Origin of the sequence: Nocardiopsis sp. NPDC050513, from assembly GCF_044457925.1 — a bacterium.
In the GTDB taxonomy this organism is placed as follows: domain Bacteria; phylum Actinomycetota; class Actinomycetes; order Streptosporangiales; family Streptosporangiaceae; genus Nocardiopsis.
The window spans coordinates 366,838-392,535 of the sequence record NZ_JBITHK010000003.1 but is presented as its reverse complement, the minus strand read 5'-3'; the positions used below and the strand labels follow the sequence as shown (position 1 = coordinate 392,535).

28 protein-coding genes and 1 pseudogene are annotated in these 25,698 nt (G+C 72.7%); 12 read left to right on the top strand and 17 right to left on the bottom strand.

Annotation, left to right across the window (positions count from 1 at the left end; translation table 11 throughout):
* Positions 1 to 16: 16 nt before the first annotated feature.
* A complete protein-coding gene (locus tag ACIBFB_RS07035) occupies positions 17 to 814 on the bottom strand; it encodes a DUF4097 family beta strand repeat-containing protein (RefSeq protein WP_397227148.1) in 798 nt (265 codons plus the stop codon).
* An 80-nt stretch (positions 815 to 894) separates the two neighbouring features.
* Complete coding sequence (locus ACIBFB_RS07030; protein WP_397227146.1) at positions 895 to 1,440, bottom strand: histidine kinase; 546 nt, start codon at positions 1,438 to 1,440, stop codon at positions 895 to 897.
* A 260-nt stretch (positions 1,441 to 1,700) separates the two neighbouring features.
* Here ACIBFB_RS07030 and ACIBFB_RS07025 point away from each other — a divergent pair, with 260 nt between their 5' ends.
* The 3 genes from ACIBFB_RS07025 to ACIBFB_RS07015 all read left to right on the top strand — a co-directional run bounded on the left by ACIBFB_RS07025 (position 1,701) and on the right by ACIBFB_RS07015 (position 4,765).
* Positions 1,701 to 2,312, top strand: a complete 612-nt coding sequence (locus ACIBFB_RS07025; protein ID WP_397227144.1) for a DUF6230 family protein — start codon at positions 1,701 to 1,703, stop codon at positions 2,310 to 2,312.
* The gene (locus ACIBFB_RS07020; RefSeq protein ID WP_397227142.1) at positions 2,303 to 2,815 is read left to right on the top strand and encodes a DUF6114 domain-containing protein; all 513 of its coding nucleotides are present in this window, start codon (positions 2,303 to 2,305) and stop codon (positions 2,813 to 2,815) included. The genes ACIBFB_RS07025 and ACIBFB_RS07020 overlap by 10 nt, the downstream gene beginning before the upstream one ends.
* A 486-nt stretch (positions 2,816 to 3,301) precedes the next feature.
* Entirely contained in the window at positions 3,302 to 4,765 is a 1,464-nt protein-coding gene (locus tag ACIBFB_RS07015) for an alanine/glycine:cation symporter family protein (RefSeq protein WP_397227140.1), read from the top strand.
* Positions 4,766 to 4,860: 95 nt separating this feature from the next.
* On the opposite strand, the gene ACIBFB_RS07010 is transcribed toward ACIBFB_RS07015, so the two are convergent.
* Positions 4,861 to 6,057, bottom strand: a complete 1,197-nt coding sequence (locus ACIBFB_RS07010; RefSeq protein ID WP_397227138.1) for an alpha/beta hydrolase family protein — start codon at positions 6,055 to 6,057, stop codon at positions 4,861 to 4,863.
* Between the two features lie 251 nt (positions 6,058 to 6,308).
* Between ACIBFB_RS07010 and ACIBFB_RS07005 the strand changes: the two genes are divergently transcribed.
* From ACIBFB_RS07005 to ACIBFB_RS06985, 5 genes are all read left to right on the top strand, one after another.
* A complete protein-coding gene (locus ACIBFB_RS07005) occupies positions 6,309 to 8,261 on the top strand; it encodes a methylmalonyl-CoA mutase family protein (protein WP_397227136.1) in 1,953 nt (650 codons plus the stop codon).
* Complete coding sequence (gene scpA, locus ACIBFB_RS07000) at positions 8,258 to 10,486, top strand: methylmalonyl-CoA mutase (RefSeq protein WP_397227134.1); 2,229 nt, start codon at positions 8,258 to 8,260, stop codon at positions 10,484 to 10,486. The genes ACIBFB_RS07005 and scpA overlap by 4 nt, the downstream gene beginning before the upstream one ends.
* Complete coding sequence (meaB, locus tag ACIBFB_RS06995; protein WP_397227132.1) at positions 10,483 to 11,544, top strand: methylmalonyl Co-A mutase-associated GTPase MeaB; 1,062 nt, start codon at positions 10,483 to 10,485, stop codon at positions 11,542 to 11,544. The genes scpA and meaB overlap by 4 nt, the downstream gene beginning before the upstream one ends.
* Positions 11,545 to 11,894: 350 nt before the next feature.
* A complete protein-coding gene (locus tag ACIBFB_RS06990) occupies positions 11,895 to 12,266 on the top strand; it encodes an STAS domain-containing protein (protein ID WP_397227130.1) in 372 nt (123 codons plus the stop codon).
* A gap of 11 nt (positions 12,267 to 12,277) precedes the next feature.
* A complete protein-coding gene (locus tag ACIBFB_RS06985; protein ID WP_397227128.1) occupies positions 12,278 to 12,940 on the top strand; it encodes a class I SAM-dependent methyltransferase in 663 nt (220 codons plus the stop codon).
* Positions 12,941 to 13,012: 72 nt separating this feature from the next.
* On the opposite strand, the gene ACIBFB_RS06980 is transcribed toward ACIBFB_RS06985, so the two are convergent.
* The 7 genes and pseudogenes from ACIBFB_RS06980 to ACIBFB_RS06950 all read right to left on the bottom strand — a co-directional run bounded on the left by ACIBFB_RS06980 (position 13,013) and on the right by ACIBFB_RS06950 (position 16,632).
* Entirely contained in the window at positions 13,013 to 13,837 is an 825-nt protein-coding gene (locus ACIBFB_RS06980) for a potassium channel family protein (protein WP_397227126.1), read from the bottom strand.
* A gap of 57 nt (positions 13,838 to 13,894) precedes the next feature.
* Positions 13,895 to 14,401: a hypothetical protein gene (locus ACIBFB_RS06975; RefSeq protein ID WP_397227124.1), complete on the bottom strand. Its 507-nt coding sequence runs from the start codon at positions 14,399 to 14,401 to the stop codon at positions 13,895 to 13,897.
* Positions 14,402 to 14,425: 24 nt separating this feature from the next.
* On the bottom strand, positions 14,426 to 14,824 hold the full coding sequence (locus ACIBFB_RS06970) for a hypothetical protein (protein WP_397227122.1): 399 nt from the start codon (positions 14,822 to 14,824) through the stop codon (positions 14,426 to 14,428).
* A 131-nt stretch (positions 14,825 to 14,955) separates the two neighbouring features.
* Positions 14,956 to 15,351 (bottom strand): type II toxin-antitoxin system VapC family toxin, encoded by a 396-nt coding sequence (locus tag ACIBFB_RS06965; protein ID WP_397227120.1) that lies wholly within the window; start codon positions 15,349 to 15,351, stop codon positions 14,956 to 14,958.
* A complete protein-coding gene (locus tag ACIBFB_RS06960; protein ID WP_397227118.1) occupies positions 15,348 to 15,578 on the bottom strand; it encodes a FitA-like ribbon-helix-helix domain-containing protein in 231 nt (76 codons plus the stop codon). The genes ACIBFB_RS06965 and ACIBFB_RS06960 overlap by 4 nt, the downstream gene beginning before the upstream one ends.
* A 116-nt stretch (positions 15,579 to 15,694) precedes the next feature.
* Positions 15,695 to 16,192: pseudogene (locus tag ACIBFB_RS06955) on the bottom strand (ATP-binding protein).
* A complete protein-coding gene (locus ACIBFB_RS06950) occupies positions 16,192 to 16,632 on the bottom strand; it encodes a hypothetical protein (protein WP_397227116.1) in 441 nt (146 codons plus the stop codon). The pseudogene ACIBFB_RS06955 and the gene ACIBFB_RS06950 overlap by 1 nt, the downstream one beginning before the upstream one ends.
* Positions 16,633 to 17,023: 391 nt before the next feature.
* On the opposite strand from ACIBFB_RS06950, the gene ACIBFB_RS06945 reads away from it, so the two are divergent.
* Positions 17,024 to 17,593 (top strand): DUF4303 domain-containing protein, encoded by a 570-nt coding sequence (locus tag ACIBFB_RS06945; RefSeq protein WP_397227114.1) that lies wholly within the window; start codon positions 17,024 to 17,026, stop codon positions 17,591 to 17,593.
* 130 nt (positions 17,594 to 17,723) lie between these two features.
* Complete coding sequence (locus ACIBFB_RS06940; RefSeq protein ID WP_397227112.1) at positions 17,724 to 18,326, top strand: hypothetical protein; 603 nt, start codon at positions 17,724 to 17,726, stop codon at positions 18,324 to 18,326.
* 196 nt (positions 18,327 to 18,522) lie between these two features.
* On the opposite strand, the gene ACIBFB_RS06935 is transcribed toward ACIBFB_RS06940, so the two are convergent.
* From ACIBFB_RS06935 to ACIBFB_RS06925, 3 genes are read right to left on the bottom strand one after another with little or no spacing between them, the layout of a single operon-like run.
* The gene (locus ACIBFB_RS06935) at positions 18,523 to 18,753 is read right to left on the bottom strand and encodes a tautomerase family protein (RefSeq protein ID WP_397227110.1); all 231 of its coding nucleotides are present in this window, start codon (positions 18,751 to 18,753) and stop codon (positions 18,523 to 18,525) included.
* A gap of 50 nt (positions 18,754 to 18,803) precedes the next feature.
* A complete protein-coding gene (locus ACIBFB_RS06930; protein WP_397227108.1) occupies positions 18,804 to 19,736 on the bottom strand; it encodes an SDR family NAD(P)-dependent oxidoreductase in 933 nt (310 codons plus the stop codon).
* Complete coding sequence (locus tag ACIBFB_RS06925) at positions 19,736 to 20,506, bottom strand: SDR family oxidoreductase (protein ID WP_397227106.1); 771 nt, start codon at positions 20,504 to 20,506, stop codon at positions 19,736 to 19,738. Before ACIBFB_RS06925 ends, ACIBFB_RS06930 begins: the two co-directional genes overlap by 1 nt.
* Positions 20,507 to 20,694: 188 nt before the next feature.
* On the opposite strand from ACIBFB_RS06925, the gene ACIBFB_RS06920 reads away from it, so the two are divergent.
* On the top strand, positions 20,695 to 21,591 hold the full coding sequence (locus tag ACIBFB_RS06920; RefSeq protein WP_397227104.1) for a helix-turn-helix domain-containing protein: 897 nt from the start codon (positions 20,695 to 20,697) through the stop codon (positions 21,589 to 21,591).
* A gap of 141 nt (positions 21,592 to 21,732) precedes the next feature.
* Here the strand turns inward: ACIBFB_RS06920 and ACIBFB_RS06915 are convergent, their stop codons facing one another.
* The 4 genes from ACIBFB_RS06915 to ACIBFB_RS06900 form a co-directional block, all read right to left on the bottom strand.
* Entirely contained in the window at positions 21,733 to 22,923 is a 1,191-nt protein-coding gene (locus ACIBFB_RS06915) for an NAD(P)/FAD-dependent oxidoreductase (RefSeq protein ID WP_397227102.1), read from the bottom strand.
* A complete protein-coding gene (locus ACIBFB_RS06910; protein ID WP_397227100.1) occupies positions 22,920 to 23,120 on the bottom strand; it encodes a ferredoxin in 201 nt (66 codons plus the stop codon). The genes ACIBFB_RS06915 and ACIBFB_RS06910 overlap by 4 nt, the downstream gene beginning before the upstream one ends.
* Before the next feature lie 49 nt (positions 23,121 to 23,169).
* Positions 23,170 to 24,042 (bottom strand): cytochrome P450, encoded by an 873-nt coding sequence (locus ACIBFB_RS06905; protein WP_397227098.1) that lies wholly within the window; start codon positions 24,040 to 24,042, stop codon positions 23,170 to 23,172.
* Positions 24,043 to 24,246: 204 nt separating this feature from the next.
* Complete coding sequence (locus ACIBFB_RS06900; RefSeq protein ID WP_397227096.1) at positions 24,247 to 25,020, bottom strand: class I SAM-dependent methyltransferase; 774 nt, start codon at positions 25,018 to 25,020, stop codon at positions 24,247 to 24,249.
* 116 nt (positions 25,021 to 25,136) lie between these two features.
* On the opposite strand from ACIBFB_RS06900, the gene ACIBFB_RS06895 reads away from it, so the two are divergent.
* Positions 25,137 to 25,655 carry a hypothetical protein gene (locus ACIBFB_RS06895; protein WP_397227094.1) on the top strand — a complete coding sequence of 173 codons (519 nt, stop codon included), beginning with the start codon at positions 25,137 to 25,139 and terminating at the stop codon, positions 25,653 to 25,655.
* Positions 25,656 to 25,698 lie beyond the last annotated feature (43 nt).

The following is a 25,698-nucleotide window of genomic DNA, read 5'->3' as shown; positions in this document are numbered from 1 at the left end:
TCTCTGCTGTTCTCGGTCAGGACCGGTGGATGAGGACGTCGCCGTGGACGCTGCGGGCGTGGATCTCGACGGTCTCGTCGGTGGGGCCGGGGCCCTCGGCGGCCTCCAGGGAGCTGCGCACGACGCCCTTCCTGGACACCGCGTCCAACCAGGCGGCGGTGCCCTCGCGGACGCCGACCTCCAGTTCGCCGAAGGAGGTCTCCACGTCGACGCTGCCGCGGACCACCTGGCCGAGCCGGATGCTGCCGTGGGTGGTGCGCGCGGTGACGGAGGCCAGGGTCCGGTCGGCGGTGATGTCGCCGTGCGCGGAGTTGGCCCGCAGCTCCCCGGTCACCGTGCCGAGGGTGAGGGCTCCGCCGGTGGACTTGACGACGGCGGAGCCGCCGATCTCCTCCGCTCGGATCCAGCCGTACCCCGTGGTGAGTTCGGCGTTGCCGGTGACGCGGTCCACGGCGATGTTGCCGTGGGAGAACGCGATCTCGGACGCGCCCAGCCGCCCGTCGCAGCGCAGGCCGCCGAAGCCGCCCGTGGCCTGCACGCGCGAGCCCGCGGGCAGTTCGACGGTGATGTCGACCATGCCCTTGCGCCCGATCACGCGGCCCAGGCCCGTGGGCTGGGGGTCGCGCACCTCGAGGCGGCCGGCGGCGTAGGCGACCTCGACCTGTGCGGCGGCCCGCACGTCGCTGTCCTTGCCGGTGTCGCGCGGGCGGACCTCGACGGTGGTCTCCGTGCGGTCTCCGGCCGTGATCTGGACGCTTCCGGCCACCAGGCTGAGGGCGGCGGTGATCGGTTCGGGGGTGTCGAAAGTCGGCATGGCTGTCTCCCAGACGTGGCGTTGGTGGTCGTCTCCACAGGTGGGAGACGTGGTGGTGGAGGTTCGGGGACCGGGTCCGGTCAGCGGACCCAGCCGGTGTAGCCGCGGCCGATCTGGCGTGTCCGGCTGTCGGGCCGACGGACGCCGCCGTCGAGCGCGGCTCCCACGGCGCGCACGAGCCAGGCGTTGACCGACAGTCCCTCGGCGCGGGCCGCCTCCTCGACGCGCGGTTTGAGGCGGTCGGGCAGGCGGAGGGTGATCCGCGACGTGCCGCCGTCCTCGGCGTCGCCCCGGAGCTGCCCCGTGGACGTCCGGCCGTCCTCCCCGGCCTCGGCCTGGTAGGTCCCCGGCGGCGCGAAGCCGTTCTCGTCAACGTCCTCGAAATCGGGTGACGTCACGATGAAGTCAGTTTGGCGCCCACGTAGCCGGACCTCGACCGAACCAGGGGCGAGGTCCCGGGTGATCTCGTCCGCGGCATCGGACAGGGCATCCAGCAGCGTCAACCGCGCAGCGGCTTCGAGCGCCGCGCTGAGGCGCTCGGCGATGGCCCGGGTGTCCTCGTCCCCGGATTCGGCGGCCATCAGGAGTTGGCGACGGAGTTCGTCGACGTACGGCATCAGATCCATGATGTCATCATGACGCCATAAATGACGTCATGTCAAGCGCCACTGCGGGGGATGACGCCACGGCCCCTCGCGCGCGGCCTCCGACCGCCGATGTCGGATGACTGTGCGACTCACCGTGATGGGGTAATTGCCCGGAGTGGTGCCTGCGACTAGCGTCGGGCAGGCGCGTGCGACACGGCACGTGCGGGCGCGTCGGCGCCGGAGCCGGCCTCCGCGTCGCCTCCGCGCCGCGGACACGGCCGGTGGGAGGTGCGGGGGACATGCCGGACTCGTCCGAGGGGGCCCCTCGGGGCGGGACGCGATGGCGCAGGTTCGCCCTCGTCGCCCTGCCCGGCTTCGCGGCGGCCGGACTGCTCGGCGCGATGACCCTCCAGGGCCTGCTCGCGGCGGCCTTCGCCGTGTCCGGGGACCGGATCAAGGTCTCCGCCGACGTCCTGGACGCACAGGGGTTCACCCAGTTCGGCTCCTTCGACCACACCATCGACGGCACCAGCATCCCGGTCGCCGTCACCACCATGCAGCGGGCCGAACTGGTCGGCCTCTGCCAGTCGACGCTGCTCGACACCCCGCTCGGCCCGGTCGTGGTCCGCGTCACCGCCGGTCACGACGAGCCGGTCGTCGGCCACTCGGTGGTGTTCGACGTCGAGGAGTTCACCGCCGACGTCGAGTTCACCGACGTGGAGATCGGCCGGGACGCCAGCACCCTGGACAGGGCCGCGGGCGGACAGGGGCCGCCCGGCGGGTTCGGCCAGCAGGCCGACACCCTGCGCCTCATCGACCTCCGGGCGCGCGTCCTGGCGATCACGGCCGCGGACCTGCGGCTGCCCGACACCCGGTTCGCCGTCGGCTTCGACGAGCCCGAGTGCTTCTGACCATGCTCCGCCCCATCGCCGTCCTGCGGGCCGCCGCGCGAGGATTCCGCCACTGGCGCTGGACCCGTCCCTTCTGGGGCGGCCTGGTCCTCGTCCTGGCAGGCGCCGAGGTCCTGGCCGTGCCCACCGCGCGGTCGCTGGTGCTTCCGCCGGACCTGCTCGTCGTCGCGGGGCTCGCCGGTTCCTCGCACTACCTCATCGGAGCGCTGCTGGTCGTCAACGGATTGATGAGCTGGGCGCAGCCCGCGCACCACTCCTTCCACGGGATCGTCGGGGTGCTGCTCGCCCTGGCCGCGTTCGCGGCCTCGAACTTCGGCGGTTTCGTCCTGGGAACGCTGGTCGGCGTCACCGGTGGTTCGCTGGTCTTCGCCTGGTCCCCGCACCGGCCTCGGCGAGGCGCCGCCGCGCTCCGACGCCGTCCCCGGAGGCGCGGCCGTTCGTCGCGCCGGGCGAGGGCCCGCCGCTGGGACACGGTGCGGGGCGGATCCCCCGCTGGTCGCTGAACGTGTGCGCACGGACGTTGACCGTCACCTCGGCCGCACTGCTGTCGTGATGTGCGTCACGACAGAATTCCGTTCTGTTGTTTTTCTTTGTGTGTCTCTTTCTGTTCGGTTGTGGATGAATCTGGTGTGGCGCGCAGCCCGGTTCACCATGGCTTTCACCTGATCCGAGCCAGCCCCGCGCGGTGGGTCCGACCAGTCGCTCTCGCGCCCGGTCTGCCCCGTTCTGACCGTTGAGGGGAAGGGTGTCGGGGGCCATGGTCACCCGTGATGTGCCTTGCGTTCGCGTCCGATTTACCGTTTCCTGGTCCGCGGCCCGAACCACCCCCCTCGGGCTGCCGGGTGGCTCCCTGCGATGACCTCGTCGGAAGCGTCACCTCGTGTCCGGACCAACCCGACCAGCCACACCTGTCCCGCCCCTACGGGACATGAATCGGTCGCGGAGCGAGGCACCGCCGCATCCGCCGACGACGAAGGGAAAGTCCCCCCGTGGATGCCGTGAACGAGGGCATCGTCGCCTTCAACGATGTGTTCTGGGCGTACCTGCTCATCCCCCTCCTGATCCTTCTCAGCCTGTACTTCACGGTCCGCTCCGGCGCCGTGCAGTTCCGCCTCGTCCCCGAGATGTTCCGCGCCATGCGCGACGACCCCGGTCTCGCCGCCGACGGCGGCAAGCCCATCTCCGCCTTCCAGGCCTTCGCCGTGTCCGCCGCCGCCCGCATCGGCACCGGCAACATCGCCGGTGTGGCCACCGCGATCGCCCTCGGCGGCCCCGGCGCCATCTTCTGGATGTGGGCCATGGCGCTGCTGGTCGGCGCGGCCAGCTTCGTCGAGTCCACCCTCGCCCAGCTCTACAAGTCACGGGGCAAGGAGGGCTACTACGGCGGCCCCGCCTACTACATGGAGCGCGGGCTCGGCGCGAAGTGGATGGGGATGCTCTTCGCGGTGATCGTCATCGTGACCTTCGGTCTGGCGTTCACGAGCGTGCAGAGCAACACCATCTCGGCCGCCGTCGCCAACACGGTCTCCACCGCCACCGGCGCGGACGCCGCCCCGTGGATCCCCTACGCGGTCGGCGCGGTCCTCGCCGCCGTCACCGCCGTGATCATCTTCGGCGGCGGGCGCCGGGTCGCCAAGACCGCCACGCTGCTGGTGCCGTTCATGGCGGCCGTCTACGTCCTCATGGGCCTGGCCGTGGTCGCGATGAACGTCGGCCAGATCCCCGCCGTCATCACCGAGATCGTCACCCACGCGTTCGGGATCCGCGAGATCGCGGCGGGCGGCATCGGCACGGCGATCGTGCAGGGCATGCGCCGCGGCATGTTCTCCAACGAGGCGGGCCTGGGTTCGGCTCCCAACGCCGCCGCCAGCGCCGCGGTCAGCCACCCGGTCAAGCAGGGCCTCGTGCAGACCCTGGGCGTCTACTTCGACACGCTGATCGTCTGCTCCACCACGGCGTTCATCATCCTCGTGTCCAACCCGAGCTACACGGCCGAGGCCGGTCCGACGCTCACCCAGAACGCGCTGGAGGCCAACCTCGGTTCCTGGGCGCTGCACCTGCTCACGCTGATCATCCTGCTGGTGGCCTTCACCTCGGTGCTGGGCAACGCCTTCTACGGTGAGGCCAACGTCGGCTACCTCACCGGCAGCCCGGCCGCCCTGACCGGTTTCCGGGTGCTGCTGATCGCGGTGACCTTCCTCGGCGCGGTCGGCTCCGGCGGCCTGGTCTGGACGTTGGCGGACACGACCATGGGCTTCATGGCCCTGGTCAACCTGGCCGCTCTGGCCTTCCTGGCGCCGATCGCGTGCCGACTGCTCACCGACTACCTCGCCCAGCGCAAGCGGGGGATCGACCCGGTGTTCACCAAGGACACCATGCCCGAGCTGACCGATGTGGACTGCTGGGAGCAGGAGGACGTGGCGCGCTTCCGGACGGACGAGACCACGGTCTGACCGTCCCGGAGCCCTCCGATCCCGGGGTGCGGCGCCGTCTGCGGCGCCGCACCCCTCGTGTCTCCGGGCCCGGCCGACGGGTGCGGGGCCGCCGCTCAGGCCAACCGCTCGTCGAGCCAGTCGAACACCCGCTGCTCGAAGACGGCGCGGCCCAGCGGCTCGCAGTGCAGGTCGGCGCCCTCGTCGGCGGTGAACCGCACGAGCTCCCGGGGCCCGAGCAGCGCGTCGTACAGCTGCCGGGACTGACCCGGCCAGAAGCCCTCGCCCTCCGGGTCGGTGATGAGCAGCGGCGTCGCCACGCGGTCCACGACCGGGGAGAGCGTGTACCGGGCGAGCTCCGAGAACAGGTCGAACGGGGCGAAGTGGCCGTACGGCTTGGCCCGCCACCGCCAGGTCGCGAGGGCGGCCGGGTCGTCGTCGCCCTCCAGGACGTACCGGTCGAAGGCGTCCCGCTCACCCGCCTCCCACAGGTCGCGCATCTCCTGGGGGAAGTGCCGCCACCACGAGGTCGCCACGTCCATCACGCCCGGGTCCGCGACGGCGGCGGCGATCCGGTGCTCGAACGCCAGCGCCCGGGGCACCCAGTACCCGGCCTGGCTGATGCCGAGCAGGGCGATCCGCTGCGGGTCGACGTCGGGGCGGTCGTGCAGGAAGTCGACGATCGGCGTGATGACGTTCTCCCAGTCGTGCCGGAACGGCACCCCGCGCAGGAACAGCATCGACTGCTGCCCCGGGCCGTCGAACAGCAGCACGCGGTACCCGCGCGCGACGGCGCCCGCGCCCGCGAGCGACCACACGTCGGTGAGCGCGCCGTCGCTGCCGTTGCAGACGATGAGCGTCGGCAGCGGGCCGGAGCGGTCGACCGGGCCGAACAGGAACCCCGGCAGCACGTCGCCCCCGTAGGGGATGTCGACGCGCTCGGCGGGCGGCTCCGCGGCGGCGGCGAAGCGGTCGAAGCAGTCCCGGTGTTCGCGGAAGACCGGGACGAGCCGCTCCGGGTCGTCCGTGGCGTCGACGCTGACCAGGGCGGTGGCGAAGTACTTGGCGGCACGGAGATGGCCCTCCCCGGCGCTCACCCGGCACCCCCGGGCGGCGGACAGCTCAGCCCGCTCGCGGACCCGGCGGGCCAGACCGGTCCACGCGGTGAACCACGCCTCGGCGTCACCGCCCGGGGTGATCCGCCCGGCCGTCGCCAGGACCTCGCCGACGTCCGTGGCGCGCCGGTAGGCCGCCCCCAGCGCGAGCCGCGTCTCGTAGTCGAACTGGTCGTCGTCGAAGAACCGAAGTCCCATCCGCCCACCCGTGCTCGGTACCGGCGCCACCGGCCTGGTCGCCGGGCGTTCCCCCAGGTCAGGCTAGTCCGAAGCCCGGTGCGCGCCGCGCCGCGGCGCGCCGCCCGACGCGAGCGGCCACCAGAGCCGGTGTGACCCGTGTCATACAGTGGGTGGCGCGGGGATCGGGATCCGACTGGGACTCGGCTCATGTGCGCCGCACCACACCCCGACGCCGCCGGACCGAACGCGATTCTCTACCATCTCGGAGTATGGACGTCCCTGAGAGAGGTGCTGGCGATCCCAGTACCCCCAACCTGGCCGAAGGGTTCCCGGAAGCCACCCGCGACCGGTGGCGCGAACTCGTCGCCGGGGTGCTGCGCAAGAGCGGCGTCGCGGAGGAGCGGCTCGCCGACGCCCCCGAGGCGGTGCTCGCCACCCGCACCTACGACGGTTTCGACATCGACCCGCTGTACACCGGCGAGCCCGCCGCGGCCGACCCGGGCTTCCCCGGGCAGCCGCCCTTCACCCGGGGCTACCGGCCCGAGGGCGCGGCGACGGGCGGATGGGACATCCGGGCCCGCCACACCGACACGGACCCGGACACCCTCCGGCGGCGGCTGCACACCGACCTGATGAACGGCGTCGGCTCCCTGTGGATCAGCGTCGGCGGCGACGCCCTGCCGACCGCCTCCCTCGGCGCGGCCCTCACCGACGTCTACCTCGACCTGGCGCCCGTCGTCCTGGACCCCGGCCCCGACTACGCCGACGCCTCCCGGGCCCTGCTCGAGGCCCACGCCGACTCCGGCGTGCCGGACGGCCGGATCATCGCCCACCTGGGCATCGACCCGCTGACCACCGCGGCCCGCGCGGGCGGGCGCCCCGACCTGACCGACCCCGTCCGCCTCGCCGTCGAACTCGCCGCCGACCGCCCCGGACTCGGCCTGCTCGTCGCCGACGGCACGCTCGTGCACGAGGCGGGCGGGTCGGAGGCCCAGGAACTCGGCACCGCGATCGCCGCGGGCACCGCCTACCTGCGCGCGCTGCACGAGGCGGGTCTGGACGCGGCCGACGCCGCGCGCCGGATCGAGTTCCGCCTGGCCGCCAACGCCGACCAGTTCTCGGTCATCGCCAAGCTCAGGGCCGTGCGCGCCATGTGGAACCAGGTCCTGGCCGCGTGCGGCCTCGCCCCCGACCAGCGCGCCATGCGCCTGCACGCGACCACCTCCGGGGCGATGACCACCCGCCGCGACCCGCACGTGAACATGCTGCGCACCACCGTGGCGTGCTTCGCCGCCGGGGTCGGCGGCGCGGACGCGGTCACGGTCGCCCCCTACGACTCGGCCGTCGGCCTGCCCGACGACTTCGCGCGACGGATCGCCCGCAACACCCAGTCGCTGCTCATCGAGGAGTCCCACCTGGCCCAGGTCATCGACCCGGCGGGCGGCTCCTTCTACATCGAGGCCCTCACCCGCGACCTCTACCGCGCCGCCTGGTCCTTCTTCCAGGAGTTGGAGGGCTCCGGCGGCGCCGCCGAGGCCCTCGCCCACGGGCTGCTGCGCGAGCGCGTCGACGAGGTGTGGGAGCGCCGCCGGACCGACATCGCGCACCGCCGCGCGCCCCTCACCGGCGTCAGCGAGTTCCCCGACCTCGACGAGACCCCGCTGGTCAGACCCCCCGACCCCGCACGGGCCCGCACCCCCGGGGGCTTCCCCGTCCGCCGCTACGCCCAGGACTTCGAGGACCTGCGCGACCGCGGCGACGCCCGGACCGGCGACACCGGCCACCGGCCCACCGCCTTCCTGGCCACGCTCGGCCCGGTCGCCGCGCACACCGCGCGGGCCTCCTTCGCCGCCAACCTGCTCGCGGCGGGCGGGATCGCGGTGGAACGGCCCGGACCGCTCGACGACGCCCACGACGCCGGGCACGCCTTCGCCGCCTCCGGCTGCCGGGTCGCGGTCATCTGCTCCTCGGACAAGGTCTACGCCGAGCACGCCGAGACCGCCGCCCGCGCGCTCAGGGAGGCGGGCGCCCGCCGCGTCCTGCTCGCCGGACCGCCGCGCGACTCCTACCGGGAGGCCGGGGTGGACGTGTTCGCCCACCGGGGTTGTGACGCGGTCGCCCTGCTCACCGACCTGATGGACGTCCTGCTCAGCGACGCCCCGGCCCGACCGTCCGCCTCCGACGCGCCCCGACCCGCCGCCTCCCGGGAGGAGATCGCATGATCCCCGACTTCTCCACCGTGGCCCCCGAGCCGCCCGAGTCCACCGGCGACGGCGCCGCCGACTGGCGCGAGGCCGTCCAGGCGCGCAGCGGCAAGGCCGTCGACGCCCTGGAGTGGGAGACCCCCGAGGGCATCTCGGTCAAGCCGCTCTACACCCCCGCCGACCGCGCGGGCCTCGACTTCGTGCACGGGCTACCGGGCATCCCCCCGTACCTGCGCGGGCCGTACCCGACCATGTACGTCAACCAGCCCTGGACCGTCCGCCAGTACGCGGGCTTCTCCACCGCGGAGGCGTCCAACGCCTTCTACCGGCGCAACCTGGCGGCCGGGCAGAAGGGCCTGTCCGTCGCCTTCGACCTGGCCACCCACCGCGGCTACGACTCCGACCACCCGCGCGTGGCCGGCGACGTCGGCATGGCCGGGGTGGCGATCGACTCCATCTACGACATGCGCCAGCTCTTCGACGGCATCCCGCTGGACCGCATGAGCGTGTCGATGACCATGAACGGCGCGGTGCTGCCCGTCCTCGCGCTGTACATCGTCGCGGCCGAGGAGCAGGGGGTCGCCCCGGAGCAGCTGTCGGGGACCATCCAGAACGACATCCTCAAGGAGTTCATGGTCCGCAACACCTACATCTATCCGCCCCAGCCGTCGATGCGGATCATCTCCGACATCTTCGCCTACACCTCGCAGCGGATGCCGCGGTTCAACTCCATCTCGATCTCCGGCTACCACATGCAGGAGGCCGGGGCCACGGCCGACCTCGAACTGGCCTACACGCTCGCCGACGGCGTGGAGTACATCCGCGCCGGGCAGCGCTCCGGACTCGACGTCGACCGGTTCGCTCCCCGGCTGTCGTTCTTCTGGGCGATCGGGATGAACTTCTTCATGGAGGTCGCCAAGCTCCGCGCCGCCCGCCTGCTGTGGGCGCGCCTGGTCAGGGACCTGGGCGCGGTCCAGGACAAGTCGCTGAGCCTGCGCACCCACTCCCAGACCTCCGGGTGGTCGCTGACCGCGCAGGACGTGTTCAACAACGTCGCCCGCACCTGCGTGGAGGCGATGGCCGCGACCCAGGGGCACACACAGTCGCTGCACACCAACGCCCTGGACGAGGCGCTGGCGCTGCCCACCGACTTCTCCGCGCGCATCGCCCGCAACACCCAGCTGCTCCTGCAACAGGAGTCCGGCACGACGCGGGTGGTCGACCCGTGGGGCGGCAGCTACTACGTCGAGCGGCTCACCCAGGAGCTGGCCGCCAGAGCGTGGGGGCACATCCAGGAGGTCGAGAAGGCGGGCGGCATGGCGGCGGCGATCGACGCCGGTCTGCCCAAGATGCGCATCGAGGAGGCCGCCGCCCGGACCCAGGCGCGGATCGACTCGGGGCGCCAGCCGGTGATCGGCGTCAACAAGTACCGGCCGGACGCCCACGACGAGATCGAGGTCCTCAAGGTCGACAACGCCGAGGTGCGCGCCCAGCAGTTGGAGAAGCTGCGCCGCCTGCGCGAGGAGCGCGACGAGGCCGCCGTGCGTTCCGCCCTGGACGCGCTCACCGAGGCGGCCGGGCGCGAGTCGGCCGCGGACGAGGCGCTCACGAACAACCTCCTGGCCGCCGCCGTGGACGCGGCCCGCGCCAAGGCCACGGTCGGTGAGATCTCCGACGCGATGGAGAAGGTGTTCAGCCGCCACTCCGGGCAGATCCGTACCATCCAGGGTGTGTACAGGGACGAGGCGGCCGGCAGCGAGGACGCGGCGGGGCTCATGGAGCGCGTGGCCTCCCGTGTGGACGAGTTCACCGAGGCGGAGGGGCGGCGCCCCCGCATCCTGGTCGCCAAGATGGGCCAGGACGGGCACGACCGGGGGCAGAAGGTCATCGCGACCGCCTTCGCCGACCTGGGCTTCGACGTCGACGTGGGCCCGCTGTTCCAGACCCCCGCCGAGGTGGCGATCCAGGCCGTGGAGGCCGACGTCCACGTGGTCGGGGTGTCCTCCCTCGCGGCCGGGCACCTCACGCTGGTCCCCGCGCTGCGCGAGGAGCTGGCCAGGCTCGACCGCGAGGACATCATGATCGTGGTGGGCGGTGTGATCCCCCCGGCGGACTTCGAGCCGCTGCGGGAGGCGGGCGCGGCGGCGATCTTCCCGCCCGGGACGGTGATCGCCGAGGCCGCGATCGGGCTGCTGGACCAACTGGAGGAACGACTGGACCACCCCGAGCGGGAAGGGGAGTGAGCGTGGCCGACGACGGCCCGGCTTCGAGGACGCGCGGCCGGGGGCGGCGCCCGGTGGACGTGGACGTCCTCGCCGAGGGGGTGCTGGCGGGGCACCGGCCGACCCTGGCGCGGGCGATCACCCTCGTGGAGTCCCGCCGCCCGGACCACGCGCGGGCCGCCCAGGAACTGCTGGTGCGGCTGCTCCCGCACACGGGCGGGGCACGGCGGGTCGGGATCACCGGCGTCCCCGGTGTCGGCAAGTCGACCTTCATCGACGCGCTCGGCGGTCGGCTCACCGCGGCCGGGCACCGGGTGGCGGTGCTGGCGGTCGACCCCTCCTCCACGCGCACCGGCGGCAGCATCCTCGGCGACAAGACCCGGATGGCGCACCTGTCCGTGGACCCCGACGCGTTCATCCGGCCCTCGCCGACGGCGGGCACCCTGGGCGGGGTCGCCCGGGCGACACGCGAGACCATGCTGCTCATGGAGGCCGCGGGGTACGACGTGGTGCTCGTGGAGACGGTGGGCGTCGGCCAGTCCGAGGTCACCGTGGCCGCGATGGTCGACTGCTTCCTCTTCCTCGCCCTCGCGCGCACGGGCGACCAGTTGCAGGGCATCAAGAAGGGCGTTCTGGAGCTGGTCGACGTGGTCGCGGTGAACAAGGCCGACGGACCGCACGCCGACGACGCGCGCCGCGCCGCCCGGGAGCTGTCCCGGGCGCTGCGCCTGCTCCAGCCCGTGCACCCCGACTGGCGCCCGCCCGTGCTGACGTGCAGCGCCCTGACGGGGGACGGGCTGGACGAGGTGTGGGAGACCGTGGTCGAACACCGCTCCGTGCTGGAGCGCGGCGGCGGACTGGCCGAGCGCCGGAGCCGCCAGCGGGTCAGCTGGATGTGGGACCAGGTGCGCGACCAGGTGATGGACACGTTCCTGCGCGACCCGCGGGTGAGCGAGCTCGCGCCCCGCCTGGAGGAGGAGGTGCGGTCCGGGGAGACCACCGCGACCCTCGCGGCGCGCGGACTCCTCGACGCGTTCACGCGAACGATCACGCGGAGTGATCGTTCCTTGGACGAGTGAACCGAAAGTCACTATGTGTAGTGTGACGCCGACCACGTGCGACGGGTGGGCGATTTTACCGCCTCCCATGTCGTGAAATAACGCGGTGTCAACGGGTGAAAACAGGCACTTCGCGGCAGGTTCGTGCCCAGGAGGCGAAAATTTCTTCCGTGATGGCATTCCCGAACGGGCCGTTCGCCTATACCGTGTGTGTCCAACGACTTACCAGACCGCGGGCGCGCCAGCTTCGTCCCCTCGGTGGTTCGGCTCTGTGGGAGTGGCGCCGGATCCCGACGGCGCAGCCCGCCGGTCTGCGTATGGTTTAGCGAAGGGACCCCCGCCATCTCAACGTGGGGCCGGGAGGAGTGATCGTGCACAGGCTTGGACTGAGCACGCGGGTAGACAGCCGCAGCGTCATCGTCGCGATCGAGGGTGAGCTCGACATCGCGACCGCCGCCGACCTCCAGGAGCACATCGAGTCCGCGATCGAGGCCCACGGGCCGTTCCTGATCCTGGACCTGTCCGCGCTGGACTTCATGGACTCCAGCGGACTCAACGTCATCATCAACGCGTACCGAACCGTCCGTGAGCAGGGCGGTTCCCTCGCGCTCGCCGCTCTGAACGAGCGCGTCACCAAGGTCGTCCGCCTGGTCGGCCTGCACCGCCAGGTCCCGGTCCACCAGACCGTCGCCACCGCCGTCGCCGCCATGGACGCCCTGGAGGCCAAGCGGCAGGCCGGGTAGTCTCCGGGCGCATGACCCGAGTACTGCCCCCCAGTCCCATCGACGTCTCGTGGGACCACAACAGCCACTATCACGAACATCTCCTCCGCCAGGCGCCCTCTGGCCGGAGCCGCGCCCTCGACGTGGGGTGCGGCGACGGACGGTTCGCCCGGGTGTTGGCCCAGCACGGCCTGGCCGTGGACGCGGTGGACGCGTCCGCGGAGATGGTCGCGCTCGCCCGGCAGCGGACCCCCGTGCGGCTGCCCGTGCGCTACCAGCACGCCCGGCTGGAGGAGGCCGAGCTCGCGCCGGAGGGGTACGGCTTCGTCAGCGCGATCGCCAGCGTCCACCACATGCCGTTCGGCCCGACCCTCGAACGGTTGGCCTCCGCCCTCGAACCCGGCGGGACCCTGGCCGTCCTCGGCCTGTACCGCGAGGAGGGGTGGGAGGACGTGGCCGCGAGTCTGGCCGCGCTCGGGCCGCAGTGGGCGATCGGTCTGGGGGTCCGCGCCGCGCGCCTCGTCACGGGCACGCCCGACCTGGCGCGGATGTCCGGCCACCGGGACATGCCCGTGCGCGACCCGGAGATGAGCCTGCGGGAGATCGCGGTCGCCGCCGCCCGGCACCTGCCCGGGGCCCGGCTGCGCCGCCTGCTCATGTGGCGGTACTCGCTGGTGTACACGCGTCCGGAGTAGTCCTCGGGCGGGCTGCCCCGGCGCCGGGCCGGTCGGTGCGCCGACCGTGCTTCCGGGCCGGGCCCGGAGAGGTCAGTCGGACCGGTCCGCCGGTTCGGCCAGCCCGTCGACCACGCGCTCGGCGTCGCGTTCGGCCCGGGTCCGGTCGAGCTCGGCCCGCAGCTCCGTCACCAGATCCCGGAGCTCGCGCACCTCGTCGCCGCTGAGCGCGTCCTGCTCCCGCTCCTCTTCCTTCTCGCCCTCGATGGACTTGACGAACCAGGAGGCGAGCACGCCGGTGATGACACCGAGCAGGGCGATCCCGACCAGGAACAGGCCGACGGCGATCATCCTTCCGCCCTCGGTCACCGGGTAGTGGTCGCCGTAGCCGACGGTGGAGATCGTCACCAGCGTCCACCACATCGCGTCCCCGATGGTGGTGATGTTGGCGCCCGGGGCGTCGCGCTCGGCGCGGAGCACCGACAGCGACGCCACGAACAGGATGATCACGGTGAGGGTGGCGGTGTACAGCAGCACGTTCCCGCGCGCCGAGACCGACAGCTTCCGGTGCAGGATCGACACCACGCTCAGCAGACGCACCAGGCGCAGGGGGCGCAGCATCGGCAGCAGGCAGATGGCCAGGTCCAGGAGGTTCGCGCGGACGAACGCCCACCGGTCCGGGGCCAGGTACAGGCGGATCACGTAGTCGACGGTGAACGCGAACCAGACGATCCCGGCCGCCGAGGCGCACAGCTCACGCCACCGCGCGGACAGGTCGGGGTCGAGGATCGGCCACGCGTAGGCGACCAGGAAGCCCACGGCCAGGGCGAGGAGGGGCCACTCCGTGGCGCGCTGCCATCGTTCGAGGCGTTCGGGGCTGCGTGCGCCGGTCTGCTTCTGGGGGTCGTCCACGGCCATGGTTCGATCAGCCTTCGGGGGAGTGGGCGTGATGCGTCGGTCGCGATGGGGACGCGACTATCGCTGTTCCGGTCGGGGGGCCTGCGGGGGCTGGGGAGGCTGGTGCCCGTGGTTTGCCGGGGGTGCCGGGGCCTGCTGGGTGTACGGCTGGCCCGGGTGCCCCGGCGCGGCGTGGTACCCCGGAGCGGACTGGTACGGGGGGTGGCCGTGTGGCGTCGGCGTCCCCGCGCTCGGCTGGACCTTGCCGCGCGCGCTCAGCACCGCGAACAGCAGCAGGGCGACCGCGATGGACACCAGTACGGGGCGGACGGTGTTGTAGGCGTTGATCAGGCCCGTGTACGGCAGTGGTCCCCCGGCGACCGTGTTCCCGAACGGCTCCACGATGAGGGAGAAGTACCAGATCGCCCATCCGACGTTGACGAGTCCGGACAGGATGAGCAGACCGCCGCCCGTGAAGACGAGCCCCCTGCCGCTGGGCGATCCGGCGGCGCGGACCAACGCCACGGCGCCGGGGACGAGGAACACCACGATGGCGAACAGGATGTTGAGGACGAGGTGGATCATGATCGTCTCCGCTGTCGTCGGGGGTCAACGCTGGGCCGCGGGACCGGGCCGGTACGGGGTCTGGGGTGGGCGGGGGACGCCCGTCGCAGGCCCGACGGCGGGCTTCGGACGTCGGCGCGTGGCGGCGAACACCAGGAGGATGACCCCGACGCCGAACAGGGCGTAGGACAGGTAGGAGACGGTGTTGACCACGAGGGTGGCCGTGTCGAAGCCGAGGGGGACGCCGATGAACTCGTGGATCGGGAACCACGCCAGGTTGATGACCAGGTCGATGATCGCGCTGACCAGGATGAGCGCTCCGCTGGCCACGGTGAGACCCTTACGGCCGACGGGGGCGAGCGGGCCGAGAGCGACGGCGCCGATGCCCACGAGGAGGTACAGGATCGGCGCGACCAGTAGGGGCAGGTTGACGGGGGAGGACACGGGGCTCCTCGGGGTCGACGGGTCGGGACGGCACGCGGTCGGGGTGCGCACACGAGCGTAACGCGCATCCCTGACCAGGGTCGAAGGTCCGGCCGGATGCGGCCGGGCACCGGTGCGGATCCGCGTTCGTCCTAGTCGAAGACCTCGATCGGACATCGGGCCGCACCGCTGCGGGCTATGCGGGCATCACTGGTGACCAGCGATCCTCCCAGGGCTTCGGCCAGTGCCACATAGGTGGCGTCGTAGGCGGACAGGTTCGCGCGGAGCACCTTGACACGGGGCCACAGCGGAAGCGCGTCATACCGGTCGATCGGTAGCCGTTCATAGGCGATCATTGCCCTGTCCGCCTGGCCTGGCGTGATCTTTCTGCCGCGAGCCATGCCGAGAAGCGCCGACATGACCTCGGTGTCGAGGAGGTGTGGAGCGCACAGGATGTCGGCTTTGGCCACCCGTTCGGCCACGGCCGAACCGACCGGGCCGACCGCTGTCAGCATCTCGACGAGCGCTGAGTTGTCGATGACGATCAACGCCCGGATCGCCCTTCATCGATGGCGGACAGGACGTCGGAGACGGTGACGTCCGACTGGGCGGTACGGCGAGCGGCCTCCACCGCGTCGGCCAAGGTGGGCTTGGAGACGTCGCGGGCGAGCACGGTGCGGGCATAGGCCTGAAGGGACTGACCGGCCTTGGCGGCTCGGATCTTCATCTCCCTGACGACTTCTTCCGGTATGTCCCGGATGGTGAGAGCAGTCATGAAAGCATTCTATCTTCATTGAAAGCATGATGCATTCAAAATATTCGTGCGAGTGCGAGTGCCGCACGTGGGTGTCGGTCATCAGTTCCGGGGCGGTCCGCTCCGGAACCCGCCGGTCAGACGGTGAAGACGAACGGGCGGAGCCCCGCGGGAGCGGCGCCGGGCTCGACCGCGAACCCCGCCCAGACGTGTGTGCCCAGGTCGCCCTACGGGGCGAGCCGGAAGTGTCCCCAGGCTGTGGACAGGTTCTCGACCAGCAGCAGCCCGCGTTGGCCCTCCGCCCACTCCCACTCGTCTCCGCTCCGCTCCTCGGGGATGCGCGGGACGCCGCCCCGGCCGCCCCAGTCGCTGAGGAAGACCCGAAGCTCTCCAGCGTGCGGCATGGACAGGCCCCGGATGACCTCGCCGCCAGCGTTGCCCGAGTCCGTGTACTTGACGCAGTTCGCGAAGAGTTCGCTGGTCACGAGTTCCACGGTCGCCACCAGGTCCGGATCGAACCCGGCCAGGTCCGTCGCGAGGTCCGCGCGGACCTCGCGCAGCCGCTCCAGACGGCCGGGGTAGGAGCGGTGCTCCCAGAACACGAGCGGGCGGGGTTCCTCGGTGCGCTCCGGCATCAGACCGCCACCGCCGTCCGGTCCGCGCGGCCGTCCAGGGTCATGGCGGTCTCCGGGGTCGGTGCGAGGAGGTCGCCCGGCGGGACCGGCCTGGGCTGGGGGACGCGCGCCGGAGGGGTCGGGGGCTTCGCGCTCCAGCGGTCGAGGCGGGCGCGGGCCTCGGCCTGGCGCTGCGCCGTCTCGCGTTCGAAGGCCCGGTAGTAGCCGCGCACCAGGGCGACGTCCTCGGCCGGGATCGGGGCGGGCGGGGGCGTCAACCGGGGTGCCGGGCGCGGCGCGGGGGCGACGGCCTGCTCCGGCGCGGGCAGCGGCGCGTAGCGGCGGACCCGGGTGGAGCGGCGACGGCGGGCGGCGGCGGAGTGGCGTCCGCGCGCGGGGGCGAGGAGGGCTCGGAGGGTGTGGAGGGTTTCGCGCAGGAGGGCGCGGATAGAATAGCCCATGTCGGCAATCCTTTGGTTAAAGGTGTGAGTTGCTGGCCACGGCCCCGGACGCGTGTAACGTCGCGGGGTCTTTTGTGTGCGGTTGTGTTGGGAGAAAGATTAGGGGAGTTCTTGGGGTGGGGCGAATTTTTCTGCGTGGGAGGGGGTGGGGGAGAACCAGGTTTGTCGTCTGTCCAGTTCAGGGCGGGCGAGGGGAAGAACCAGCCCTTTTTGTTCCCCTGGTGGGAAATGCGCGAAAAGTCCTAAATATAATGCGCGCGGCGGCCACCGGCCGTTCGAGTGATGCCGCCGAAGTCGGGCGACGGTGTGCGCGGTCCGCCGGGGCCGTCGACTGCCGACGCACCTGCCGCCCGTCCGCCCCCGGCCGGAGGGGCCCGGGCATACTCGGGGCATGGGATCGACCCGTGGTGACAGTGCGGCCGTGCCCCACGGCGAGGAGCGGCTCCGTGCGGAGGTGGTCCGGGCGGCACTGGCCGCCTTCACGGGGCTGCGCGACGCCCGCCCCGACGCGGACCTGTGCGGGTACGCCCTGTATTCGGACGCCGACGCGATGACGGTGTGCTGCGCGGCCAACACCCGTCGGCACCTCGACCGGCTGACGGCCGAGGACCCCGCGGACGCGGACTACTACGAGTGGACGCCCGCCGAATGGGCGGTGGAGGGCGTCGCCGCCGAGGAGTTCGCGTCGATCTGTCGGTGTCTGCGCGACGCGCGGGAGAGCGTCGGCGAGGCGGAGTCCACGAGGTTCCGGGACACCGTGTACGAGGCGTGTGTGGCGGCGCTCGAATCGCTGGTCGCCGACGGCGCCTTCGGCCCGGGCGCCGATCACGTGGTGGTCTTCGCCGTCTCGGATCCCGACGACGATGACCCGGAGCGCGAAACCGGATGGATCCGTCGGCTCAACCCGCCAGAACGGGCCGACCGCTTCGCCCGCTGGCGCGCGGCCTCGGCGGAGCAGTGACCGCTCTCCCCCGCGGGAGCACGGCCGCTTGTGCGGCCCGCCGGAGCGGAGGGGTTCACCTCCTGCCCCTGGCGCGCTCGCGGTCCGCCGAGGCCGGAGCGTCGCTCCGGTCCCCCTAGACTCCTCTGCCATGAGCGACACCCCCACCACCCCTGCCGCCCCGGTCCTCTCCGAGGCCGACGCCCGCCTGCTGGAGATCACCGAGGAGGACCGCGAGGAGTACAAGGACGAGGTCAGGTGGATCGACGGCATCGTCTGCGACTACCCCCACGGCGAGCCGTACGTGACCGTCGACTACCTCGGATCGTCCGTGTCGGCCGGGGTCGGGAACTCGGAGCCGATCATCCTCCCCCTGCTGGGACTCGCGGCCGTCGTCTACTGGGCCTGCTGGCGGTGTGACGACAGGGAGATCGTCGACGGCACGCGCAGGGGCCTGGTCGCCGCCGAGGCGCGGCTCAGGACGATGCCGTGCCACTGCGGCGGGGCCGAGCACCCGACGGACACCGACGCCGAGGACCTGACGATCATCATGGGGTGCCTGGTCGACCCGCAGGAGGCGGAGGACTACTACGCCGAGGAGTGGGAGCCCAGGCGGCGTGGCTGGACCTGCCCGCAGCACCTCGCCGGCCTCGCCGCCAGCCGGTTGGCGGACATGGACGAGATGCTCGCCGAGGGCGGCCCGGTCGCCCAGGCGCGCATGGGGATCTACGCGGAGACCGCGGTGAAGGGCTGACTCCGGACCCCGACCGGAACACGGCGGCGCGTGTGGCCCGCGGACATGACGGAAGTGCGCCCGCCTGAGGTGTGCGGCGCGAGGACGGGGTCACCGCGACGCGGAAGGGCCGCGGCCCGCGCTGGAACGCGGGCCGCGGCCCCGGACGGACCGGGCGGATCGTGGTGATCCGGATCCGGCTTTCCGACCTCGTCCGTCAGTCGGACTGTTCCTGGCCCGACGCCATGGCCTGGATCTTGGCGAGGGTCAGGACGTTGCCCGCCACACCCCAGCCGCCGTCGACGACCTCGTCGACGAGGACGACGGTGGTCGGCCGGGCCTGCTCGCCGTAGATCTCGGCGTACAGGTCGGTGGTGCGGGTGATGATCTTCTCCTTCTGCTCGGCGGTGATGGTGCCTGCGGGAACCTTGAAGTTCGCGAAGGGCATGTGACTCTCCTCGTGTGTGTGATGGTGTGTTGTGGGATTCCGCGCGGCCGTCAGAGGGAACTGCCCCTGGTGAGCAGGTCCGCCAGGCCGACGCGGCGCAGGAAGTCGGCCCTGACGCGGTCGGCGACCGCCGAGACGACCTCGCTGCCGTCGCGCCCCGGGTCGACGTGGGTGCGCAGCGGCCGGGTCCCCGGTGCCATGCCGACGACGCGGGTGATGGCGTCGGCCACCTCCGAGGCGTCGGCGTCCTCGGGGACGATCGCCGCGAGCCGGTCGCCGAGGCCGTCGAGCACGTCGGTGTACCGGTCCTGGTAGACCGCGGCCCGATCGGTGTCCTCCGGCGCTCCGGCGTGCACGAAGTGGTTGGTTCCGGAGGGGAAGGCTCCGGGCACGACGATGGCCGTGTCGATCCCGAACCGGACGAGCTCGCCCGCGTAGCTGACGGCGAGGGCGTCCATGGCGGCCTTGGCCGCGAAGTACGGGCCGAGGAAGGGCGGGCAACCTCCGCGCGTGCTGGAGCTGCCCACCCAGACCAGGAGCCCGCTCCCCGCGTCGCGCATGTGCGGCAGCGCCGCGCGGTTGACACGCTGCGTGCCCAGCACGTTGACGTCGTGGAGGTCGCCGATCTGGTCGGGCGTGAAGGCCTCGGCGGCGCCGAGCGACATGTGCCCGGCGTTGTGCACGACGGTGTCGAGGCGGCCGGCCCGGTCCAGGACCCGCCCCACGGCCTCGTCCGCCGAGCGCTGCGAGGTGACGTCGAGGTCCACCGCGTGGGCGGCCACACCGTGCTTCTCGGCGTACCACGCGAGGTCGGCGACGGCGGCGGCGTTGCGGGTGGCCGTCTGGCGCATCCCCGCGAAGACGGTGTGCCCGGCCCGGGCGAGGGCCCGGACGGTGAGCGCACCGAACCCGCTGGAGGCGCCGGTGACCAGGATCGCCTGGGACGCGCCCGGGGCCGTGGCGGACTCCTCGGCCGTGCCCATCAGATGATCCCTCCGTTGGCGCGCACGACCTGGCCGTTGACCCAGTGGCCGCCGGGCGAGGCGAGGAACGAGACGACCTCGGCGATGTCGGTCGGCGTCCCCAGCCGCTCCAGCGGGGGTTGGGCGGCCAGGCGCGCGATCGTCTCCTCGTCCTTGCCCTGGAGGAACAGGTCGGTGGCGGTGGGGCCGGGCGCCACGCTGTTGGCGGTGATCCCGCGGCCGCGCAGCTCCCGGGCCAGGATCAGGGTGAGGGCGTCCACGGCTCCCTTGCTGGCGCTGTACGCGCCGTAGCCGGGGAAGGCGAGGCCGACCACCGAGGAGGAGAAGGTGATGACGGCGCCCTGGTCGCGGACCCGGCGGGCCGCCTGCTGGGCGATCACGAACGTCCCGCGGATGTTGGTGCGGTGCAGGGCGTCCAGGGCGTCCAGGTCGAGTTCGGCGACCGGCGTGATCAGCACCCGGCCCGCCGCGTGGACGACCACGTCGACGCCGCCGAACTCGGACTCGGCGGCGTCGAACAGGGCCGACGCCGCCGTCTCGTCGGCCACGTCGGCCCGGACGGCGGTCGCCCGACCGCCCGCGGCGAGGATCTCGTCGACGACGGACTCGGCGGCCTCCTTGCCGTCGGCGTAGTTCACGACGACGGCGAATCCGTCGCGGGCGAGGCGGACCGCGCTCTCGCGGCCGATACCGCGCGAACCGCCGGTGACCACGGCGACCCGGCCGGTGGCCGCGTCGCCGATCGGGGTGGTGGCTGAGGAAGTGGACACGGTGGCTCTACCTTTCTCCGTGCACTGGGCGGGGCCCGCACGGGTGTCGACATCGCCGTCCCGACCCTGGCCGGGTCCGGCGGCTCCCTCTCACCATCGGTCCGGAGCCGCGGGGCAGCCAGATGGGCGCTCACCCTGGGGTCGGCGTCCCCTGTCTCAGCCGCCGTCCACGAGCGAGAATGGACGGCATGGACCTCGTAGAGCTCGGTGTCTTCCTCAAGTCCCGCCGCGACCGGATCCGACCCGCCGACGCCGGGCTGAACCCCGGCCCGCGTCGCCGCGTGCCGGGGCTGCGCCGCGACGAGGTGGCCGTGCTCGCCGGTGCGTCGGTGGACTACTACACGGAGCTGGAACGGGGCCGCGGCGCGCAGCCGTCCGCGCAGATGCTCGCGGCGCTGGCCCGGGCCCTGCGCCTGACCCACGACGAACGCGACTACGCGTTCCGCCTCGCCGGCCGCCCCGTGCCCGCCGAACACGGGTCCACCGCGCACGTGGAGCCGGGCATGCTGCGTCTGCTGGACCGGCTGGAGTCCACGCCCGCCATGGTCATCTCCGACCTGCACGAGGTCCTGTTCCAGAACCGGTTGGCCAAGGCACTGCTCGGCGAGGCGCCCGTCGGGCACGGCCCGAAGGCCAGCTTCGCCTACCGCTGGTTCACCGACCCGGACAGCCGGGGGATCTATCCCGAGGCCGACCACCCCCACCACTCCCAGGTGTTCGTCGCCGACCTGCGCGCGGCGGCCGCCCGACACGGCCGGGACTCCGAGACGGCGAGGATGATCGCGTCGCTGCGCCGACGCAGCGAGGAGTTCGCGACGCTGTGGGACACCGGGGACGTCGCCGTGCGTCGACTGGACAGCAAGCGGATCGTGCACCCGACCCTCGGTGTGATCGAACTCGACTGCCAGAACCTGCAGAGCGAGGACGGCCGTCAACGGCTCCTGTGGTTCAGCGCCCAGCCGGGGACTCCGGCGGTCGACCAGCTGGAGCTGCTGTCCGTCATCGGGGTGCAGGAGTTCTCCGCCGAGGTCACGCGGGAGGGGGCGGCCCCTGAGCCGAACCGCCCCTCGCGCCGCGAAGGTTGACCGCGGCCAGGAGGCTTCCGCCGTGCCGCCGGGCACCGCCCCTCGGGGGCGGGCCGGACGGCATCACGCGCCGCGCGAACGCCGGGGGGAACGCGGGGCCCGCACCCCGGGTGCGGACCCCGCGCTGTGAACCGGGTGCGCTCACGACGCCGTGACGGCGTCCCAGGACGCGGCGTCGACGACGAGTCCGCGACGCACGCGGGTCTGCCTGGGCATGTTCCACCCGAGCACACCGGTCACCCGCCCCCGGCGTCCGTAGAGGGCGACGAAGCGGCCCTGGTCCGGGTCGCCGTCCACCACCGCCGTGTCGGCGTCGGCGCCCACGGTTCCGTACACCTGTACCTTGACGTCGAACTGGTCGGTCCACAGGTACGGCACCGGGGTGTAGGGCCGCCCCTCACCGAGGATGCCGGCCGCCACGGCGGCGGCCTGTTCGGTGGCGTTGGTCCGGTTCTCCAGCCGCGTCGACCCACCGAGCCCCCGGTGGTCCCAGCGGGCGACGTCGCCGACCGCGTAGATCCCCTCGGCCGCCCGGCAGTGCGCGTCGCACACCACCCCGTCGGCCACCGTGAGCCCGCTCCCGTCGAGCCAGTCCGTGGCCGGGGCCGCGCCGACGGCCACGACGACCACGTCGGCGGGCACCACGGCGCCGTCGGCCAGACGCACGCCGGTGACGCGCCCCTGGACGCCGACGAGCGCGTCGACCCCGAGGCCGAGCCGCAACCGCACGCCGTGCCCAGTGTGCAGGTCGGCGAGCAGTCCGGCGACGAGCGGGCCGAACTGGGCGGCGAGCGGGGCGGTCTGGGGGCCGAGCAGGGTGACCTCCAGACCCATGCCGCGTGCGGTGGCCGCGACCTCCGCGCCGAGCACGCCGTCACCGACCACCGCCACCCGGGTCCCTCCCGCGGTCAGCGCCGCCCGCAGGCCGAGCGCGTCGTCGAGGGTGCGCAGCACGTGGACCCCCGACAGCCCGTCCTGGCCGGGCAGGGTACGGGGTCGCAGCCCGGTGGCCACGACGACCGCGTCGGCGTCCAGCACCCGGCCGGACGCGGTGGTGACCTCGCGGGTCGCGGCGTCCAGCCTGACCGCCGGGTCGCCGAGGACGAACTCGGCGTTCACGGCGCTCAGCGCCTCGTCGGACCTGAGCCGGACCCGGTCGGGCGTCCAGGCCCCCGAGAGGACCTGTTTCGACAGGGGCGGCCGGTCGTAGGGCGGGTGGTTCTCCGCGTCCAGCAGAGTGAGTCCGCCACGGTATCCCTTGCGGCGCAGGGCCTCCGCCGTCGCCAGCCCGGCGGCGGAGGCGCCCACGACCAGGACCCTCGACGGCGTCATGCGACTTCGTCGATGTGGATCGCCGCCGCCGGGCACACGGCCGCGGACTCGCGGACGGCCTCGTGCAGCGGTCCGTCCGGCGCCGCGTCGAGCAGGACCACGATCCCGTCGTCGTCACGCTGGTCGAACACCTCCGGCGCCAGCAGCACGCACTGGCCCGCTCCGCAGCACCTGTCCTCTTCCACGCTGATCTTCACGGCCGGGTCCTTCCTCTCTCTGTGAACGCTGTGGTGGTGATCGGCCGACTCACCAGGTGACCGGGAACTCGTGGATGCCGTAGACGATCGCGTCGTGCTTGAACGGCAGCTCCTCGACGGGTACCGCGGGCCGGATGCCGGGGATCCTGCGCAGCAGGGTGTCGAGAACGATCTGCAGCTCCAGGCGGGCGAGGTTCTGGCCGACGCACTGGTGCGGGCCGTAGCCGAAGGTCAGGTGGTTGCGGGCGCCGCGGTCGATGTCGAAGGCGTCGGGGTCGGTGAACGCCCGCGGGTCGCGGTTCGCGGCGTGGGCGAGGGGGACGACGCCGTCCCCGGCGGGGATGACCTGGCCGCCCAGCTCCAGGTCCTCGGAGGCGACCCGGCCGACCGCCTGTTCGGCGATGGTGAAGTACCGGAGCAGTTCCTCGACGGCGGGCAGGGTCTTGGCGGGGTCCTGGCGGATCGCCTCACGTGCCGCCGGCTCCTGCGCCAGCTTGAGCACGCTGAGCGAGATCATGTTGGCCGTGGTCTCGTGCCCGGCGCTGAGCAGGAGGAAGGACAGGCCCATCAGGTCGGTGCGGTCGACCTCGCCGTTGTCCTCGCGCTGGCGGAGGATCTGGCGGCTCAGCAGGTCGTCCGCGGGGTCGGCCTCCTTGTCCTGGAGGAGTTTGTCCAGGTAGACGGCCAGGGCGACGGTCGCGTTCCTCTGCTCCTCGGGGGTCGCGGTGTGGCTCACGAGCGTGGCGGAGTTGGTCTGGAAGAACTCGTGGTCGGAGTAGGGCACGCCGAGCAGTTCGCTGATCACCAGGGACGGCACGGGCAGGGACAGGGCGCGGACCAGGTCGACGGGGCGGGGTCCGGCCAGCATCGCGTCGACGTGCTCGTCCACGATCTCCTGGACGCGCGGCTTGAGCGCGTTCACGCGCTTGACGGTGAACTCGCCGAGGACGGCCCGGCTGCCCGGTCGGCCGCTCCGGCCCGAGGACTTCGATCCCCGCGCCTGACGGCCACCCGTCCCCGGATCCCGGGCAGGTCCGCGCCCTCGTCGAGCGCGACACCGCCACCCGGGTGCCGCTCGCCGCGTAGGCCACCGTCCGCCCCCGCCGTGGGAGGGGCGGACGGCGTCTCACTCGCCGCGGGCGGTGGCCGTCGGCGGCGCCTCGACGACGAAGAAGAGGAAGCCGATCCGGGTCGACAGTGCGTGGAAGTCCTCGGGGAACAGGTCACGGGCGGCCGGGTCGGGCCGCGGCTCGCTGATGACGGAGAGGCGGAAGCCGGCGGCGGTGAAGGCGTCGGTCATCGCGTGCAACGGCCTGCGCCAGAACCTCAGCGTGGCGGACCGCCCGTGGAACGTGAAATCGTCGGAGTAGGCGGTGGTCGCGAAATAGTCGGGCCGGGGGTTCTGGATCACGTAGTCCGCGAACGGATGCTGCACCGACGCGATCAGGCGTCCGCCGGGCCTGAGCACGCGCCGCATCTCGGCCAGCGTCGGCCCCCAGTCCTCCAGGTAGTGCAGCACCAGCGACGCGACCACGTCGTCGAACGCGCCGTCGGCGAACGGGAGGGGGCCGCTCAGGTCGACCACGCGCAGGTCCGCGTCGTCACCGAGCCGACGCCTGGCCAACGCCAGCATCCCGGCGCTGGCGTCGACGCCGGTGACGTCGGCGCCGCGGTCCCGCAGAGCGGCGGACAGGGGGCCCGCGCCGCAGCCTGCGTCCAGGATCCGGCGGCCGGTCACGTCCCCCGCGAGGGCCAGCATCGCGGGCCGCTCGTAGTACGCGTTCTGGAGGTTGGTCTCGTTGTCCGCCGCGTACGCCTCGGCGAAGCCGTCGTAGTCGTTCGCCGGAGCCGGATCCGCGGGCTGGGCGAGGGTCTCGGGCGTGACGGTTTCTCGGTCCACGGCCGGAGCCTAGCGTTCACGCGGTCCGCAGGACAGGGTCGGTGCCCTGACCGGCTGTGGGCCCCTCCGCCCCCACCGGAGGGCGAACTGACGGCGCTTTTGCGCATAATGACCGGATGAGCGAACACGCGGGCCTACCCGCAGCAGTCGACGCGAACGCACTCCTCGCCCTGGCCGAAGGCCACCACGAACGCGACGTCCACCCCCTGGACTGCCGGGAGATCAGCGGACACCTCGTCAAGGTCTACGCCTTGGAGGCCCCCGGGCGCACCGTGACCGAGCAGGACGAGGCCGAGGCGGTGCGGATCGCGGAGGGCCACCTGGCACTCGGCGCCGCCCGCGGATCCCTGGGGCTGGCCGTCCTCATCGTGCACGCGGGCGGCGACGGCGACTACGTCCTCGTCCACAGCTGGATCGAGGGCCACATGTCCGACCTCGGGATCTTCACCGGCCCCGCCGAACGTCCCGACCTCCTCCGACCGGCGCGCGCGGGACTGGCCCCCTGCGTGTGGGAGGCCGAGATCCTGGCGCACGAGCGCGACGTGTTCGCATGGCACATCCTCGACGGCGACGGGGACATGTCCGAGCGGGTCACCGCGTGGGCCGACGACGTCTTCGAGGGCGCGTCGCGCTGAGCCGGACCCGGGTCCGGCGCGCCCGGACCCGGTCCTCTCCCTA